This is a genomic window from Snodgrassella sp. ESL0253 (assembly GCF_013344965.1).
GTDB classification, from domain to species: Bacteria; Pseudomonadota; Gammaproteobacteria; order Burkholderiales; family Neisseriaceae; genus Snodgrassella; species Snodgrassella alvi_B.
Genome location: NZ_JAAEDQ010000005.1, coordinates 52,284 through 67,037, shown reverse-complemented (window position 1 = coordinate 67,037; position 14,754 = coordinate 52,284). Strand labels below are relative to the sequence as shown.

The following is a 14,754-nucleotide window of genomic DNA, read 5'->3' as shown; positions in this document are numbered from 1 at the left end:
ATAAATTTTAATTGGAGAGTCAGATGAGTTATGTTGCGAAGCTGGTAAATAAAACCAGAACGACAATTAATAATACCACCAGCTCAGTCCGGCAGGCTTTTCGAGGCAGGCTGACACGGGTAAATGCCTCTCAGCCGATTCAATCTGCTCAGGTAGCAGCTCTGGCCGATGAGGTTTTACAGGATGTGGAGCAGATACAGCAATTTGGTTTTACCAGTAATCCGCCCGTGGGCTCGGAAGCTATTGTTTTGCCTTTAAGTGGTCAGACCAGTCATGGCATTATCATTGCCACTGAGCATGGTGAATACCGGATTAAAGCACTGGCCGCAGGAGAAGTAGCTGTTTATAACCAGTCTGGCGCCTCTATTACCTTAAAAAATGGCAAACTGATTGAGATTGATTGTGAAACTTTAAATATTAAAGCACCGGCAGGAGTAAAAATTGAGGCTGCGGCTGGCATTAATATCGATGCTCAGGCGGGAGTGAATATCAGTGCCCAGAATGTTAATTGCTCGCAGGAAATCACTGCCGCAGGCCAAATCAATGGTAATGGCGGAATGGATATCAAAGGAGGGCAAGGGGCGACATTTTCAGGCAATATTGTACAAACTAACGGTAGCTATACCACTGTCGGCGATGTTAAAGCCAGTGGAATCAGTCTGGCAGGCCATGATCATGCAGTCAGAGTGGGCAAGCCTGTCTGATAGCTGCTGAAGCTCTTGAGCTTCAGATAAAAATAGTTATTTTAGTAAACTATAAAAATAACATAACCGGAGTAGTTTATGGATAGAGAAATAGACACCAGAACAGGTGATTACACCGGACAGATTATAAATCACTTACAAAATGCAGTTTATCTGCGTCTGATGACACCACTGGGTAGTTATTGGGCGGATAAAAAATTAGGCTCACTGTTGTATACGCTTGAACGGGAAAAAGATTTGCAATCAGTTAGCTTACTAGCCAAACAGTATGCGCAACAGGCTTTACAGCCAATTATTGATGATGGGCGTGCGGCAGATATTTCTGTCGCCACCATGCAACCACATAATGGCATGCTGAATTTGAATATACAGGTAACGCAATTAACTGGAGAAAAATTTATATTTGAGTGTCCGGTTAAAGTAATTTAAAAAAATAATTAAATGGATTTTGAAAATGCACAATATTCCAACATTTGAGGAAATACGTCACGCTATTTTGCGTGATATGGTTTCATTAAACCCTCAAGCGGATGTTTCTTCAGATAGTGATAATTATATTCGAGCCAGCAGTCTGGCCAGTTGTGCCACAGGACAATATGCTCATCAGGCATGGATATTAAGACAGTTTTTTCCGGATACTGCGGACACAGAATTTCTAGAGAGACATTGTAATCTGCGTGGTATACGCCGTAAAAATGCTACTTCCGCCAGCGGAACAGCTATTGCTCGTGGTATTCCGGGATCATTAATTGAATCAAAATTACAAATTATATGTGGTGAACATTTATATACTGTGCAGCAACAGGCAGTGATTGGTAAAGAAGGTACTGCTGTTTTATCCATACAGGCGCATGAGGCTGGTTCTGCATCAAATCAGCATAATAAAGCAGCACAATTTATGGCTGCACCGATAGGTATATCCAGCGATGTGGAAATCATACAAGCTACCGGTGGTACTGATGTTGAAAGCGATACTTCATTATTGAACCGTTTATTGGATTTATTGCGTCGGCCACCTGCCGGAGGCAATAAATATGATTATCGGGCCTGGGCATTGAGCGTGGATGGCGTTACCAGTGCATATGTATACCCATTACGCCGCGGGCTTGGTACGGTAGATATTGTCATTACCAGCAATAATAATTTACCCAGTGATGAGATAGTCAGCAAAGTACAGGCTTATATTGATTCAGTGCGACCGGTAACGGCTAAAAACAGCTTTGTTATCAAGCCAGATGTCACCAGAGTTGATATTAAAGTTAAAGTGCGCTTGTCCGATGCAAACCTTGACAGGGCGACAGCAGATATCCGACAGGCCTTGCAGGAGCATTTCAGCGCTTTAAAACCTGGTGATAGCGTGATTGCATCCCAGCTGGAAGCAGTAATCAGTGATGTGTCTGGTGTGACCGATCGTAAGATGACTCAACCAGCAGCCAATCTAATCGCAGAGACAAGCAAAAAGATTGAATGGTTTATGCTGGGTAAGGTCGATGTGAGTTTGCTATGAGTTACGTCAATACTTTATTGGGATTATTACCTCCAGTTGCATATAACCGTACTGCACCGGCAGTAAGAAATGCCGCCACAATTGATAGCAACTGTCTGGATGAAATACAAAATGCTGCCCGTCGTAAACTGGGCGTTATTGACCCACGCACATCGGGAAATTACATCGTGCGCTGGGAGGAATTGCTCAATCTGGACAGCACCGGCAAAAACGGCCAGCAAAGAATACTGGCAGTTATCACCAAAATCAATGAAACCGGTGGCTTGAGTATTCCCTATTTTATGCAGATGGCCGCTTCAATTGGCTACGACATCACCATAACCGAGCCGCAGCCATTCCGAGTGGGTATCAGTCGTGCCGGTGACAGACTGGCGCGTGAAGACATTATGTGGGTATGGTGGGTAAACGTTAAAAATGCCGATAGTCGCGTAACCCGCTTTCGTGCAGGGATATCAACGGCTGGCGACAGATTGACAGCATATGGTGATGTCATTATTGAAACTGTATTAAAAGAGCTGAAACCAGCATTTACCGACATACGATTTACATATAAGGACAAATAAAAAATGTATCCAATTGATACGCAAGACGGACTGTTTCATGATGGTAATGGAATAAACGAACTGGGCACTGTATTGCCGGCTAGCTGGCTGAATCAGGTGCAGACTGAATTAATTGCCATTCTGGCCGCAGCTGGCATCAAACCGGAAAAGGCCACACAGAATCAGGTAATAACAGCAATCAAAATGTTAATTGCATCAAATACGCCAGCAGCCGCAACTGCCGATGTTGCCGGCGTAACCAAAATAATTGATAAATTAAATTCCGATGATGCATTAGCAGCTTTATCTGCACGGCAGGGTAAAGTACTTAATGAGAGCAAGCTGGATAAGAATGGTACCGCTAAAAGTGCTGATACTGCATCTAGATTGAAAACAATGTGCACTATTAATGGCGTGCCATTTGATGGTAGTAGGGATATAAATGTTACACCTGCCGGTGCTGTTCATTATTTTGCTAGTGACTGGGCACCTACAGGTTGGTTAAAGGCTAACGGCGCGGCTATATCACGAACAACATATGCAAATTTATTTGCCGTTATAGGCACTCGATTTGGTGCGGGAAATGGTTATACTACATTTAATATACCGGATTTGCGTGGTGAATTTCTGCGAGCTTTGGATGATGGGCGTGGAGTTGATGGGCAGCGTTGGTTAGGTTCATTTCAAGGTGATACCATTCGCAATGTTTGGGGGGAGCTTGGTTGGCAAAAGGGTACTGAAACAAATTTCGCATCAGGTGCATTTCAATTTTTTAGTGAAGGTAATTTACCATATGCTGGTCACTCAAATGCTATTAATGCACCAACGACGCATTTTACATTTGATATATCTCGGGTAACACCTGTTTCAAATGAAATACGGCCACGCAATATTGCATTACTAGCCTGTATTAAAATTTAAGGAATAAAAAATGAAAATATATGCTCCCACAATTCCTGTATGCCAGCTTGACGAAAACAACTACTTTGTTGGTATGACTACAGCAGACTTGGATCCTTTGGAAAATAACGGCCATTATCTAATTCCCAGACTATGTATTCAGGTTGAAGAACCGGTGCTTAAAAAAGGCTTTATTGCACAATGGACAGGTGATAACTGGCAATATATCGAAGATCATCGAGGCGAAACAGTATATAGCAAGGAAACTGGAGAAGTAGTAGCAATCGATGAGCCGGGCAAATTGCCAGCTACTGTTACTACCATGCCTTGCCCTGATATTTATCATCAGTGGTCAGAGAAAGCGAATAGCTGGGTAGAAAAAGTTGATGCTGCACAGTTACGCTTACAGAATAAACGCAGCACTGCCGGTACTTTGTCCCGTATGCAGATGTTTTCCCAGTTGGAAATTAGCTTGGGTAAAAATAAGGAAGCTCTGGTTGAAGCTGCTGAAAATGTAATGTCAGGTATAGAGTTGATCAAGATTCGCAATTACATTCTGGAAACGCAAATTTTTTCGTTGGATAATGATAATTGGTGGAAATTTTTAACTGATGTTCTGCTTCTGAATGAAAAGCAAATATTTGATTTATGGAATGATGCTATTCATATTTGATGGTTGCGAAGTAATATTTAAGTAATTTTATGCAATATTTTGCTGCTAAATAATAATCGATTTATCTTGCAGCTTTTTTGTTAGCCTTTATTTCTGAGCAGCAATTAATCATTATATTTTTATCTGCGAATTACCGATTGCAGGCTGAAATACATTCTGCAATCGGTATTCAATATTCCTGTCATGTGTTCAATGTTAGATTATTTTCAATCTAATTCAATCACTAAGCTGTAATTTGTATTGCAGCTTAAATCAATAATATTTAATTTCTCGAAGCACATAAGCGAGATAAATTAAATTATCATTTAATAAAAACGCTATTTTGTACTGTAATAAAAATACTAACAGACTGTCAGTCAATCCAGTAATTAAACGTCGAAAAGAGAAGTTTAATAGCTGTTGCAAAACTGATATTCAGGCTGTAAAAGCGTCATTCCATTTGCCATTTATACCAGAATTGCTGTACTGATTAATATATAAGAAGTAAATGATTCATTGCTATCAACGACGTGCCAAGACTGCTGTAGATAAGTAATCTTTAATACCGCTGGCAATGGAATTGGCCATTTTCTGACGAAAATTGCTGCTTGATAGTAACCGTTCTTCAATCGGATTGGAAATAAAAGCGGTTTCAACCAGTATGGATGGGACATCTGGTGCTTTCAGAACGGCAAAATTAGCCTGATCGACACTGCCCTTATGCAGGTTATTGATTTTGCCAAGCTGATTTAAAACATCCTTGCCCAGTTTCAGGCTATCGTTGATGGTTGCTGTTTGGGTAAGGTCAAACAGGGTGTTGTTGACATTTTTATCGGTGGAGTAACTTACGCCACCAATTGAATCGGCTGCATTCTGGGTTTGTGCCAGATATTTGGCTGCTGCACTGGTGGCACCTTTGGGATTAAGGGCGTATACACCGGTACCTTTGGCAGATGGATTGGTAAATGCATCAGCATGGATGGAAACAAATACATCGGCTCTGAGTTTACGCGCTTTGGCTACGCGCACACCTAGCGGAATGAATATGTCTTCGTTTCGGGTCATGTAGGTTTTGTAGCCATAGGAGTCCAGTATTTTTTTTACTTCGCGTCCAATAGCCAGTACCACATCTTTTTCATGCAAGCCGGATGGGCCTGTGGCACCGGGGTCTTCACCACCATGTCCCGGGTCAATCATGATAACGGGCTGGCGGTTGAATTTATTCGGCTTGCCTGAGGTTGGGGGCTGGTTGATAACTGGCGGTTTACTTTCAGGCGGTTTTTGCACCGGAGGCGTGGAAGCGGTAGCCTGTGGACGTGTGGTGCCGTCACTGTTGACCTTGCCGTGGCTATAGTCTTGTAAGAGTGCCATTAATGGGTCGTTTTTTTCCTGTTCCATGGCTACTGTGGCGGTGGGGTATAAGTCCACTACCAGCCGGTTTTTGAAATTGGCTACTGGCGTCAACGAAAATATCTGTGGATTGACGGTTGTTTTCAAGTCCATCACGATACGTATGGTTTCTGGATTGAATTGCCCGATGCGAACACTGGCAATATACGGATCCATGGGAATGACTTTGTTGCTCAGTTCACGCAAGACCTGATTGGTGGCTGAGCCCTGAATATCGATAACCAGTCTGTCAGGGTTTTTGAGTTGAAAGTATTTAAATTGGATTGGTGTTGTGGATTCCAGCGTCATTCTGGTATAGGCTGTGGCTGGCCAGATGCGTGAAGCCACAATGTCTGCGCCAGCTTTGGCGGCGCGCGCAAACGGGGTAAGACTGATTAATAGCGTGCCGGTAGAAGCAAGTAACAATTTTCGGCGGCTGATATGGTTAGGCATGGTTTATTCTGTAATTTTGTCTAGGATGTGTGTGCCATTGGCTGTAGCCGCACTTATCTGCACTGTGCGGCCGCTGCTGTTGGAAGTAATGTTCAGGATGATGTCAGCCGATGGAACCAAATCGCCACCGAGTTGCGGCCATTCAATCAGGATAATGCTATCTGCGGTGATGAGTTCATCCAGTCCTGCATCCAGCCATTCTTCCGGGCTTTGAAAACGGTATAGATCAAAATGATGCAGGTGAAATCCGTTAAATGGATAGGTTTCAACTATATTGTATGTGGGGCTTTTAACTGCGCCATGATAGCCCAGTGCGTTAAGTAGGCCGCGGGTAAAGGTGGTTTTGCCCGCACCTAAGTCTCCTACTAGCCAGATGATTAAAGGTGGGCTGATATGCTGGGCAAAACGGGCGCCCAGATTTAGGGTATCGTTTTCGCCGGCCAGAGCGATTTCACGGATTTGAGGTGCAGACATGGTATGTTTAATTAACAAAACGGGTTTATTATGCGATAAAGTTTGTAAGAGTGAAAGTAGTAAAGTTCTGCCGGTTTGCCAGATTGCAGACCAGAAGCCGGTTTTAAGCCTGTTTGGCCGGATTTGTACTATGAGTATATTTTCAGGTCAATGCTATAATCCCAATGATGACTGGTCTGTGACTGATTCAGTACGTGGTGTGCTGAATTGTCATGGCTACAGATGAAGAGACAAATGATTGCAATACAACAACGCCCGATAGGTGTATTTGATTCCGGGGTAGGCGGCCTGACTGTGGTTCGGGCTTTGATGGAACGGCTGCCTAATGAGAATATTATTTATTTTGGTGATACGGCACGGGTTCCGTATGGGGTGAAGTCCAGACACACAATTGAAGTTTATACTGAACAGATTGTGTCGTTTCTGCTGGAGCATGATGTTAAGGCTCTGGTTGTGGCCTGTAATACCATAGCTGCTGTGGCGCGAGAAAAGATACGGCAACTGGCCGGCGGTATGCCGGTACTGGATGTGATTGATGCCGGTGCCAAGGCTGCACTGGAAACAACGCGGAATAATCACATCGGTGTGATTGCCACCAGTACCACCGTCAATAGTAATGCTTATGCCCGGGCGATTCATAAACAGAATGCACAAACACGCGTATTTTCACAGGCCTGTCCATTATTGGTGCCACTGGTGGAAGAAGGCTGGCTGGATCATGAAGTAACACGATTGACAGCCAGAGAATATTTAAAGTCGATTCTGGCGGAAGATGTGGATACACTGGTTTTGGGCTGTACTCATTATCCATTACTCAAATCATTAATCCGGCAGGAAGCACCTGAACTGAAACTGGTTGATTCAGCAATTACGACAGCAGAAGCAACGGCACAGGCACTGCAACAGCAGCAGTTGGTTAATCCGGATCACACGGGGGCGCAATACCGTTTCTATGTGAGTGATATTCCCCTGCGATTCCAGACAATCGGGGAACGGTTTCTTGGGCGTAGCCTCGAACAGTTGGAAATGGTATCTTTGGGCTAGATTTTCTGTTGGCAGGAGAAAAATAAGCGGTATGAAAAGAATTGTGATTCTGATTTCTGGGCGTGGCAGTAATATGCAGGCGGTGGTAGAGGCGAATATTGCGCAGGCAGAAGTGGTGGCGGTAATCAGTAATCGGGCTGATGCAGCTGGTTTGCAGTGGGCTGCACAGCATGGTGTGGCCACTGAGGCAATCTGCCATCAGGATTATGCCGGTCGTGAAGCGTTTGATACCGCTCTTATGGCGCGGATTGATGCCTATCAGCCGGATCTGGTGGTGCTGGCAGGCTTTATGCGTATTTTGACGCCTGAATTCTGTGAACATTATGCCGGCAGGCTGATTAATATTCATCCATCTTTATTGCCTGCATTTCCCGGACTGCATACGCATCAGCGGGCGCTGGACAGTGGCTGCCGGATAGCAGGATGTACCATTCATTTTGTCACTGCACAACTAGATTGCGGCCCGATTATTGTTCAGGGCGTTGTGCCTGTACTAGGTAATGATACTGCTGATACTCTGGCGCAGCGGGTATTGCGGGTTGAGCATGAGTTATTGCCACAGGCAGTGGCTGATTTTGTTGCTGGCAAGCTGGTTGTAGAGGGGAATCGAGTTAATAATTTGTCTGTGGCTGATATAGATGATTCGGTTTTCCTGAAAAATTAGTATGCTATGAGAGAAGTATGAAAGTAAAATTCTGGCTGGATATATTGCTTGTCTGGGTAAGTTTACTATTGCTACCAGTAACACGGGCTGCCGATTTGCCGCAACGGGCACAATTGCAGTTTGTAGACAGTTATGGTTTGCCGGTAAGCATGGACTTTGTACAGCAAGGTGAGCAGTACCGGATTAATACCCAAATTAATCTGATTTTTTACCAGATGCAGTTTGTTTCTACCGGTACGGTAAATGGTTCTACGCTGAATCCGCTTTCCTATACGGATAGTCGCTTCGGTAGACCTTATGCACAGGCGCGCTTTACTGAACAGGGTATTGATTATGGTAAGGTTTCTGAGGCCAGTAAGCATATGGCGGTAAACGGACCGGTATATGATATGTTTGCACTTGGCTGGCAACTGGGCTTTAATCACGGTAAATTGTCCGCAAATACTTATCTGACTAATGGTAAAAAAGTTTACCTGCTGGATGCAGTTCGTAGTCGTGGCAATGCACAATTACTGGTTAATGGCCGGCAAATTGATATCAGCCAGTACAGTATCAGTCGTGGTGATGATGTGGTGGAATATGCTTTTGCGCCTCAGTTTGAGAATATTCCGGTACAGATTAGCTATATGGATAATGGTAAGGTTTATACCCTGCAACTGAAAGGTGGCCAAATTGACGGGAAGGCTATTTAAGAAATTATGATAAATGCGCAACAACTTGATTTGACAGCTGCTGCTCTGGCTCAGGTGTTAACGTTCAGACAGCCGGCAGATGTTGTGTTGTCGACCTTTTTCCGGCGCCAGCGCAAGCTGGGTGTACGTGACCGGCATGAAATAGCCGAAACTGTATTTGCTACTATTCGTCACTTGCAGAAAATCCAGAAAATGCTGCCCAGACCTCATAACAAGCCACGCCGTGCTGCTCTGGCGGCGCTGGTTTTAGGGCGCGGTTTAAGTATTCATGCTGTAGAAAGCTTATGTGATGCTGAAGAGAAGCAGTGGCTGGTTGAATTAAAGCAGCACAAGTCTGATTTTGCTGCTACGCTGACAACTGCTGCCGAGCTGCCTCAATGGCTGATTGATTGTTTGCAGCAGCAGGACTGGGATGAGAATCAGATTATCGCTTATGGCCGCAGTGTGATGCAGGCAGCGCCGCTGGATGTACGGGTTAATACCCTGAAAGGTAAACGTGATAAGGTTTTGGCTGCGCTACAGGCAGAAGGCTTACGCGCAGAAGCTACTCCTTATTCACCATGGGGAATCCGGCTGTATGATAAGCCGGCATTAAACCGTCACCCGTTGTTTCTGGATGGAGTGCTGGAAGTACAGGATGAAGGCAGCCAGTTACTGGCTCTGTTAACTGGTGTAAAACGTGGGCAGATTGCGGTAGATTTCTGTGCTGGTGCTGGCGGTAAGACTCTGGCAATGGGCGCGATGATGGCAGGCAGCGGACGCTTGTATGCGCTGGATGTGGCCGAAAAACGTCTGGCTAATCTGAAACCACGTATGGTGCGTGCAGGTTTGACCAATATCCATCCGCAACGCATTGATAATGAACATGATGCGCGTATTGCCCGCTTGAAAGGTAAGGCAGATTGTGTCTTGGTGGATGCTCCCTGTTCCGGGCTGGGTACTTTGCGGCGCAATCCTGATTTAAAATATCGTCAGAGTGGTGACAATGTGCAGGCATTGCAGCAACAGCAACGATCGATTTTGCAGGCTGCTTCTGCTCTGGTACGCTCGGGTGGCAGACTGGTATATGCTACTTGCAGTATTCTGGAGGCTGAAAATCAGCAGCCGTTAAATGATTTTCTGGCAGCCAATACAGGCTGGCATATTGAGCCGGTACATACATTGCTCAAGGGTATTGCTTTGCCATCCATGCAGGGTGATTATTTGCAGTTGAATACCAGTGAACATCATACAGACGGCTTTTTTGCCGCTGTGCTAACACGCATTAAGTAAATGAAATAAGGAATGTACATGAGTACTCAGGAAAGAATTAAAACACTTGTTACCGAACATCCGGTTGTGTTGTTCATGAAAGGGACAAAACAGTTTCCACAGTGTGGTTTTTCATCCCGTGCTGTGCAGATTTTGCAGGCGGCCGGCTTGAAGGATTTCTATACTGTTAATGTGCTCGAAGATGATGATATCCGTCAGGGTATCAAGGAATATGCTGACTGGCCAACGATTCCGCAACTGTATGTAAAAGGTGAATTTGTTGGTGGTTCTGACATTATGCTGGAAATGTATGAAGCAGGTGAATTGCAGACTTTACTGGCTTCTGTCTGACTGAATTCTGTTCGGGGAATTTCCCGCTAACTATTTTGATTTAAGTGTTAAAGGAATTATTTTTGGAACAGGCTATGAATATCAATGTGATTGACCATCCGCTGGTGAAGCACAAACTGTCATTGATGCGTGAAGAGGATTGCAGTACCTATCGTTTTCGCACGCTGACAAAAGAACTGGCACGGTTAATGGCTTATGAGGCCAGTCGCGATTTTGATGTAGAGATTGTCAAAATGCAGGGCTGGTGTGGTGAGATTGATGCTTACCAGATTAAAGGCAAGACTGTTACTGTGGTGCCTATTCTGCGCGCCGGGCTGGGTATGCTGGATGGGGTACTGGATTTAATTCCTACGGCTAAAATCAGCGTAGTAGGTTTGCAGCGTGATGAAGAGACGCTGGAGCCGGTACCTTATTTTGAAAAATTTGTCAGTCAGATGGATAAACGTCCGGCACTGATTATTGACCCCATGCTGGCTACCGGTGGTTCAATGAATGCAACCATTGACTTGCTCAAGAAAAAGGGTTGCAAGGATATTAAGGCACTGGTATTGGTAGCAGCTCCGGAAGGCGTTAAAGCGGTTAATGAAGCACATCCGGATGTGACAATCTATACCGCTGCTCTGGATGATCATCTGGACGATAATGGCTATATTATCCCCGGACTGGGCGATGCCGGTGACAAAATTTTTGGTACCAAACACTGGTAAGCTACTGGCCGGTTTTTAAATCAGTCTGTTGGTGGACAGGGAAAAATTTGCCAATTTAAAAAGACAGAATGCTCAATATGGGCTTCTGTCTTTTTAATTTATGTTTAATAAAATCAGGTTTGGCTTGCGGAGTGATGTGCAGAAATCTATCTAACCAGTTATCTGATTGCAATCAGCCTTGCAGATAAATATTTTGAGTATTGCTTGGGTCAATGAGTATTTAAGTTTTTATTCTGTATCCGTTTAGGGGAAAACAAAGGTTGTTATTGATGCTATCTGGTTTTAATGAACATGAACCGGTGTAAATGGCAGGGTTTTGTCTGAATTTATTGATTACAGATGTTAAATATCAGCCCAACAGCCAGTCCCGGCTTATGTTGGCTATTTATCAGGTTTGAGTCTGCCAGCTGAATGGTTATATGCCATTGGTCACACAGGGTTTTAACGATGGCCAGTCCTAAGCCGCTGCCGTTTTCATTATTGCCCAGAATGCGGTAAAACGGTTCGAATATCAGCTTTCGTTCAGTTTCAGAAATACCATAGCCACTGTCTTCTATCCATAAAGCCAGCCGGTTGTCTGTGGTTGGTCTGGTTTGAATACATATATGACCGTTAGCGGGTGTGTATTTGATGGCATTAACCAGAATATTCTTCAGAATGGTTTGTAAATCATTGCTGCTGATGGGCAGTTTGATGTGTTCACCGATGTCGACACTCAGGTTCTGCTGCTTCTGTTCAGCCAGAGGAAGTAATTCTGCAATCAGGTCGCGTAGTAAGGGCATTAAGGCAGTACAGACATTATTCGGCATAAGGTGCTGTTGTTGCTGATGTTGTGCTCTGGCCATGGATAATAGTTGGGTAAGCAGTTGTTCGGTGCGTGCTATACCGGCTTTGATCTGACCAATAAGTTTGTGCTGTTCCTGAATAGTTAAATTTGGTTCGTCAAAACGGGCTATCTGTATGGTAAGTGCAGTGATGGGGGTACGTAACTCATGTGCTGCATGACTGATAAATTTTTTATCAAGTTCAATTGCAGCCTGTAGCTGGCTGAACAGACGGTTTAGTGCGGTGATGAAAGGGCGGATTTCAGTGGGTACGTGCCTGGTATCCAGTGGTGATAAATCATTGGCATTACGTGCAGTTAATTCGGTGCTCATTTCCTGTGTTGCCCGGAACAGGCGGCGAATCCAGATGGCGGTAAACAGCCATAAGATAGGCATAAGAATAAGAAATGGCCACACTACACTCAGTGCGCTGTCTTTGGCAATATGATTACGGTATGCTGTGCGCTGGGCAACAATAATGCGTTCGTGTTCGCGACTAAGGATGTAAACCCGCCAGTGCCGGGCTACGGTGGTAAAGTTGTGAAAGCCATCTTGTAGTTGCTGCAGATTCTGTACAGCATTGTCATCACCCATCAGGATATTGAGATAGGGTGAATCAAGGGTTTGTGCCAGAATACGGGGTTTGGGCAGTGTTCTGGTGCTTTCGGGAAAGTTGAGGTCTTCTGGTTTATCTCTGCGCAATATGGCACTGCGCGGGTCAAGTAAGTGCGCAATCTGTTCCAGTTGTGCATCCTGCAAATCCTGAGTTTCTCGAAAAGCGGTCTGATAGGCAAGAATGTCACCAATAATGGCGATAAAGGTGACCACGATGGTTAAAACCAATAATAAACGCCATTGTAGTGATGATACTATCCGCGTCGATCCACTAGCCATCCCAGTCCTCGCACATTTTTAATGACATTGCTGCCGAGCTTTTTGCGAATTCCATGAATGACCACTTCCACGGCATTGCTCTCCACTTCTTCATTCCAGCCATAAATTTTTTCTTCCAGTTCCTGCCGGGACAGTATGGTACCCGGTTGCAGCAATAAACTGTAAAGCAGAGCGTATTCCCGTGCTGACAGGCGGGTAACCAGACCATTGGCGCTAACTTCTCTGGTGGCCGGGTTTAATGTGATAACGCCATTGCTCAGTACAGGATTGACATGTCCACTGCGCCGGCGCAATAAAGCCCGGATACGGGCCAGTAATTCAGCAGGAGCAAATGGTTTGATCACATAGTCGTCGGCACCACTGTCCAGACCATTAATGCGTTCTTCTACGGTATCACGGGCAGTAATCAGGATGACGGGTAAATCGCTGTTTTTGGCGCGCAGGTGGCGCAACACACTTAAGCCATCCTGTTTGGGTACACCGATATCCAGTAAGGCAATATCGTAGATATCTGGTTGTAATGCACTTTCTGCTGCTAGGCCGTCTGTAACGCAATCGACAGCAAAACCGGCACCATGAAGCATGTCGCTTAGCGCTTCTGCAATCATTTTGTCGTCTTCAAGAAGTAGAATTCGCATGGGTTAACATTTTTCCACATAGACTGATAAGCAGCCTGTATGAAATCAGGCTTAGAGATGTCTATGATAACAAAAACCGCTTCAGTGTTCCTGAAACGGTTTTTTTCTAATGTTAACCAGCTGGCTGATTAATTGGTTTCAGTAGTGGTGGTGGTTTGCTTGGTAGTAGTCATGCTGGCATCTGCTTTTCTGGTATGGGCTTTCTTAGCATGTACTTTTCTTACGTGAGTTTTTTTCGCAGCTGGTTTAACAACTTTGGCGTCAGGTTTAACCGAAGTGGTAGTTGGTTTAACGGATGTGGTAGAAGCAGAAGTGTTAGTGGTAGTAGTGGTAGTTGCAGCAACAGGAGCGGCAAAAGAAGCAGCAGCAGTTAAACCGAAAATAGCACTTACAACAGCAGCAGTAATTTTTTTCATGACAGATCTCCATTAAAAAGTAATTTGGGACAATAACCATCTCGGTTCTTGTTAATGCACAGTATGGCTCTAAATACTTAGGCGAGACTTAGTTAATTGTTTTTTATTGTTAATTTTTTGTAATTATATAATAATATATCTATTATATTTTATGGTTTTGTTAATTTTATTCTTTAAATTTAAAGCCATTGCCAAGAACTGACTGTACTGAAAATATAGCAGAAAAATCATGGATATGAACATGACTGCAACAAATGTAAGGGCGGTAAAAAGCAAATTTGCTGTGAATCACTATTTAAAAGGGTAGGCAAGGAAGAAGGTAGAAAAATAGATAATTTATAGTTATGACAATTGGATATAAGTAAACTGGATTGATGACTTGCAGTAAATAACGAGAGTGTCGATGGCAAACAATGACACAAATTTTGTGTGTACGCACTTTATCAAGCGGCTTGCTCAGGAGGTATTCTAGTCAGAAACTCTATCAGCGTGATTGACCGATAAATTAAGTACTGCGTTCAATAAGTAGAGCGCTATAGATTCAGTAATATGAAAAAACGGGTGTGTTGTGCTTGAACAGAAAAGCAATACTGGAAATGCATGGCTATCAGTTAAAGTTGGTTTGCTGAGCTGGTAAAAAATACCGGCGTCT

Annotated in this window: 17 protein-coding genes; 12 read left to right on the top strand and 5 right to left on the bottom strand. The window is 44.2% G+C overall.

What is annotated here, in order from left to right:
• The first annotated feature begins 23 nt into the window (after window positions 1–23).
• The 6 genes from GYX26_RS05585 (at window position 24) to GYX26_RS05560 (ending at window position 4,326) form a co-directional block, all read left to right on the top strand.
• Entirely contained in the window at window positions 24–704 is a 681-nt protein-coding gene (locus GYX26_RS05585) for a phage baseplate assembly protein V (protein ID WP_100113390.1), read from the top strand.
• Window positions 705–782: 78 nt separating this feature from the next.
• Window positions 783–1,133 carry a phage GP46 family protein gene (locus tag GYX26_RS05580; RefSeq protein ID WP_100113391.1) on the top strand — a complete coding sequence of 117 codons (351 nt, stop codon included), beginning with the start codon at window positions 783–785 and terminating at the stop codon, window positions 1,131–1,133.
• Window positions 1,134–1,158: 25 nt separating this feature from the next.
• A complete protein-coding gene (locus GYX26_RS05575) occupies window positions 1,159–2,211 on the top strand; it encodes a baseplate J/gp47 family protein (RefSeq protein WP_174828449.1) in 1,053 nt (350 codons plus the stop codon).
• Complete coding sequence (locus GYX26_RS05570) at window positions 2,208–2,774, top strand: YmfQ family protein (protein ID WP_174828448.1); 567 nt, start codon at window positions 2,208–2,210, stop codon at window positions 2,772–2,774. Before GYX26_RS05575 ends, GYX26_RS05570 begins: the two co-directional genes overlap by 4 nt.
• Window positions 2,775–2,870: 96 nt before the next feature.
• Window positions 2,871–3,674, top strand: coding sequence for a tail fiber protein (locus GYX26_RS05565; RefSeq protein WP_202984287.1), 804 nt, complete (start codon window positions 2,871–2,873; stop codon window positions 3,672–3,674).
• A 10-nt stretch (window positions 3,675–3,684) separates the two neighbouring features.
• Window positions 3,685–4,326, top strand: coding sequence for a hypothetical protein (locus tag GYX26_RS05560; RefSeq protein ID WP_174828446.1), 642 nt, complete (start codon window positions 3,685–3,687; stop codon window positions 4,324–4,326).
• Between the two features lie 501 nt (window positions 4,327–4,827).
• On the opposite strand, the gene GYX26_RS05555 is transcribed toward GYX26_RS05560, so the two are convergent.
• Window positions 4,828–6,147 carry an N-acetylmuramoyl-L-alanine amidase gene (locus GYX26_RS05555; protein ID WP_174828445.1) on the bottom strand — a complete coding sequence of 440 codons (1,320 nt, stop codon included), beginning with the start codon at window positions 6,145–6,147 and terminating at the stop codon, window positions 4,828–4,830.
• A 3-nt stretch (window positions 6,148–6,150) separates the two neighbouring features.
• Entirely contained in the window at window positions 6,151–6,621 is a 471-nt protein-coding gene (gene tsaE / locus GYX26_RS05550; RefSeq protein WP_174828444.1) for a tRNA (adenosine(37)-N6)-threonylcarbamoyltransferase complex ATPase subunit type 1 TsaE, read from the bottom strand.
• A gap of 234 nt (window positions 6,622–6,855) precedes the next feature.
• On the opposite strand from tsaE, the gene murI reads away from it, so the two are divergent.
• The 6 genes from murI (at window position 6,856) to upp (ending at window position 11,330) form a co-directional block, all read left to right on the top strand.
• Window positions 6,856–7,665 (top strand): glutamate racemase, encoded by an 810-nt coding sequence (murI, locus tag GYX26_RS05545; RefSeq protein WP_174828443.1) that lies wholly within the window; start codon window positions 6,856–6,858, stop codon window positions 7,663–7,665.
• A gap of 31 nt (window positions 7,666–7,696) precedes the next feature.
• The gene (gene purN / locus GYX26_RS05540; RefSeq protein ID WP_174828442.1) at window positions 7,697–8,329 is read left to right on the top strand and encodes a phosphoribosylglycinamide formyltransferase; all 633 of its coding nucleotides are present in this window, start codon (window positions 7,697–7,699) and stop codon (window positions 8,327–8,329) included.
• A 17-nt stretch (window positions 8,330–8,346) separates the two neighbouring features.
• Window positions 8,347–9,021: a DUF3108 domain-containing protein gene (locus GYX26_RS05535; RefSeq protein WP_174828441.1), complete on the top strand. Its 675-nt coding sequence runs from the start codon at window positions 8,347–8,349 to the stop codon at window positions 9,019–9,021.
• 9 nt (window positions 9,022–9,030) lie between these two features.
• Window positions 9,031–10,293, top strand: a complete 1,263-nt coding sequence (locus GYX26_RS05530; protein WP_174828541.1) for an RsmB/NOP family class I SAM-dependent RNA methyltransferase — start codon at window positions 9,031–9,033, stop codon at window positions 10,291–10,293.
• An 18-nt stretch (window positions 10,294–10,311) separates the two neighbouring features.
• On the top strand, window positions 10,312–10,623 hold the full coding sequence (gene grxD / locus GYX26_RS05525; RefSeq protein ID WP_100090284.1) for a Grx4 family monothiol glutaredoxin: 312 nt from the start codon (window positions 10,312–10,314) through the stop codon (window positions 10,621–10,623).
• A gap of 74 nt (window positions 10,624–10,697) precedes the next feature.
• Window positions 10,698–11,330 (top strand): uracil phosphoribosyltransferase, encoded by a 633-nt coding sequence (upp, locus tag GYX26_RS05520; RefSeq protein ID WP_100090322.1) that lies wholly within the window; start codon window positions 10,698–10,700, stop codon window positions 11,328–11,330.
• Window positions 11,331–11,656: 326 nt separating this feature from the next.
• Here the strand turns inward: upp and GYX26_RS05515 are convergent, their stop codons facing one another.
• The 3 genes from GYX26_RS05515 to GYX26_RS05505 form a co-directional block, all read right to left on the bottom strand.
• The gene (locus tag GYX26_RS05515; protein ID WP_174828440.1) at window positions 11,657–13,048 is read right to left on the bottom strand and encodes an ATP-binding protein; all 1,392 of its coding nucleotides are present in this window, start codon (window positions 13,046–13,048) and stop codon (window positions 11,657–11,659) included.
• The gene (locus GYX26_RS05510) at window positions 13,024–13,686 is read right to left on the bottom strand and encodes a response regulator transcription factor (RefSeq protein WP_174828439.1); all 663 of its coding nucleotides are present in this window, start codon (window positions 13,684–13,686) and stop codon (window positions 13,024–13,026) included. The genes GYX26_RS05515 and GYX26_RS05510 overlap by 25 nt, the downstream gene beginning before the upstream one ends.
• Window positions 13,687–13,814: 128 nt before the next feature.
• Window positions 13,815–14,102 (bottom strand): acid-shock protein, encoded by a 288-nt coding sequence (locus GYX26_RS05505; protein WP_174828438.1) that lies wholly within the window; start codon window positions 14,100–14,102, stop codon window positions 13,815–13,817.
• Window positions 14,103–14,754 lie beyond the last annotated feature (652 nt).

Bases quoted from the DNA above. Each gene is read 5' to 3' on its own strand.
- GYX26_RS05585 (WP_100113390.1), top strand. From the start codon at position 24: ATGAGTTATGTTGCGAAGCTGGTAAATAAAACCAGAACGACAATTAAT.
- GYX26_RS05580 (WP_100113391.1), top strand. From the start codon at position 783: ATGGATAGAGAAATAGACACCAGAACAGGTGATTACACCGGACAGATT.
- GYX26_RS05575 (WP_174828449.1), top strand. From the start codon at position 1,159: ATGCACAATATTCCAACATTTGAGGAAATACGTCACGCTATTTTGCGT.
- GYX26_RS05570 (WP_174828448.1), top strand. From the start codon at position 2,208: ATGAGTTACGTCAATACTTTATTGGGATTATTACCTCCAGTTGCATAT.
- GYX26_RS05560 (WP_174828446.1), top strand. From the start codon at position 3,685: ATGAAAATATATGCTCCCACAATTCCTGTATGCCAGCTTGACGAAAAC.
- GYX26_RS05555 (WP_174828445.1), bottom strand. From the start codon at position 6,147: ATGCCTAACCATATCAGCCGCCGAAAATTGTTACTTGCTTCTACCGGC.
- tsaE (WP_174828444.1), bottom strand. From the start codon at position 6,621: ATGTCTGCACCTCAAATCCGTGAAATCGCTCTGGCCGGCGAAAACGAT.
- murI (WP_174828443.1), top strand. From the start codon at position 6,856: ATGATTGCAATACAACAACGCCCGATAGGTGTATTTGATTCCGGGGTA.
- purN (WP_174828442.1), top strand. From the start codon at position 7,697: ATGAAAAGAATTGTGATTCTGATTTCTGGGCGTGGCAGTAATATGCAG.
- GYX26_RS05535 (WP_174828441.1), top strand. From the start codon at position 8,347: ATGAAAGTAAAATTCTGGCTGGATATATTGCTTGTCTGGGTAAGTTTA.
- grxD (WP_100090284.1), top strand. From the start codon at position 10,312: ATGAGTACTCAGGAAAGAATTAAAACACTTGTTACCGAACATCCGGTT.
- upp (WP_100090322.1), top strand. From the start codon at position 10,698: ATGAATATCAATGTGATTGACCATCCGCTGGTGAAGCACAAACTGTCA.
- GYX26_RS05515 (WP_174828440.1), bottom strand. From the start codon at position 13,048: ATGGCTAGTGGATCGACGCGGATAGTATCATCACTACAATGGCGTTTA.
- GYX26_RS05510 (WP_174828439.1), bottom strand. From the start codon at position 13,686: ATGCGAATTCTACTTCTTGAAGACGACAAAATGATTGCAGAAGCGCTA.
- GYX26_RS05505 (WP_174828438.1), bottom strand. From the start codon at position 14,102: ATGAAAAAAATTACTGCTGCTGTTGTAAGTGCTATTTTCGGTTTAACT.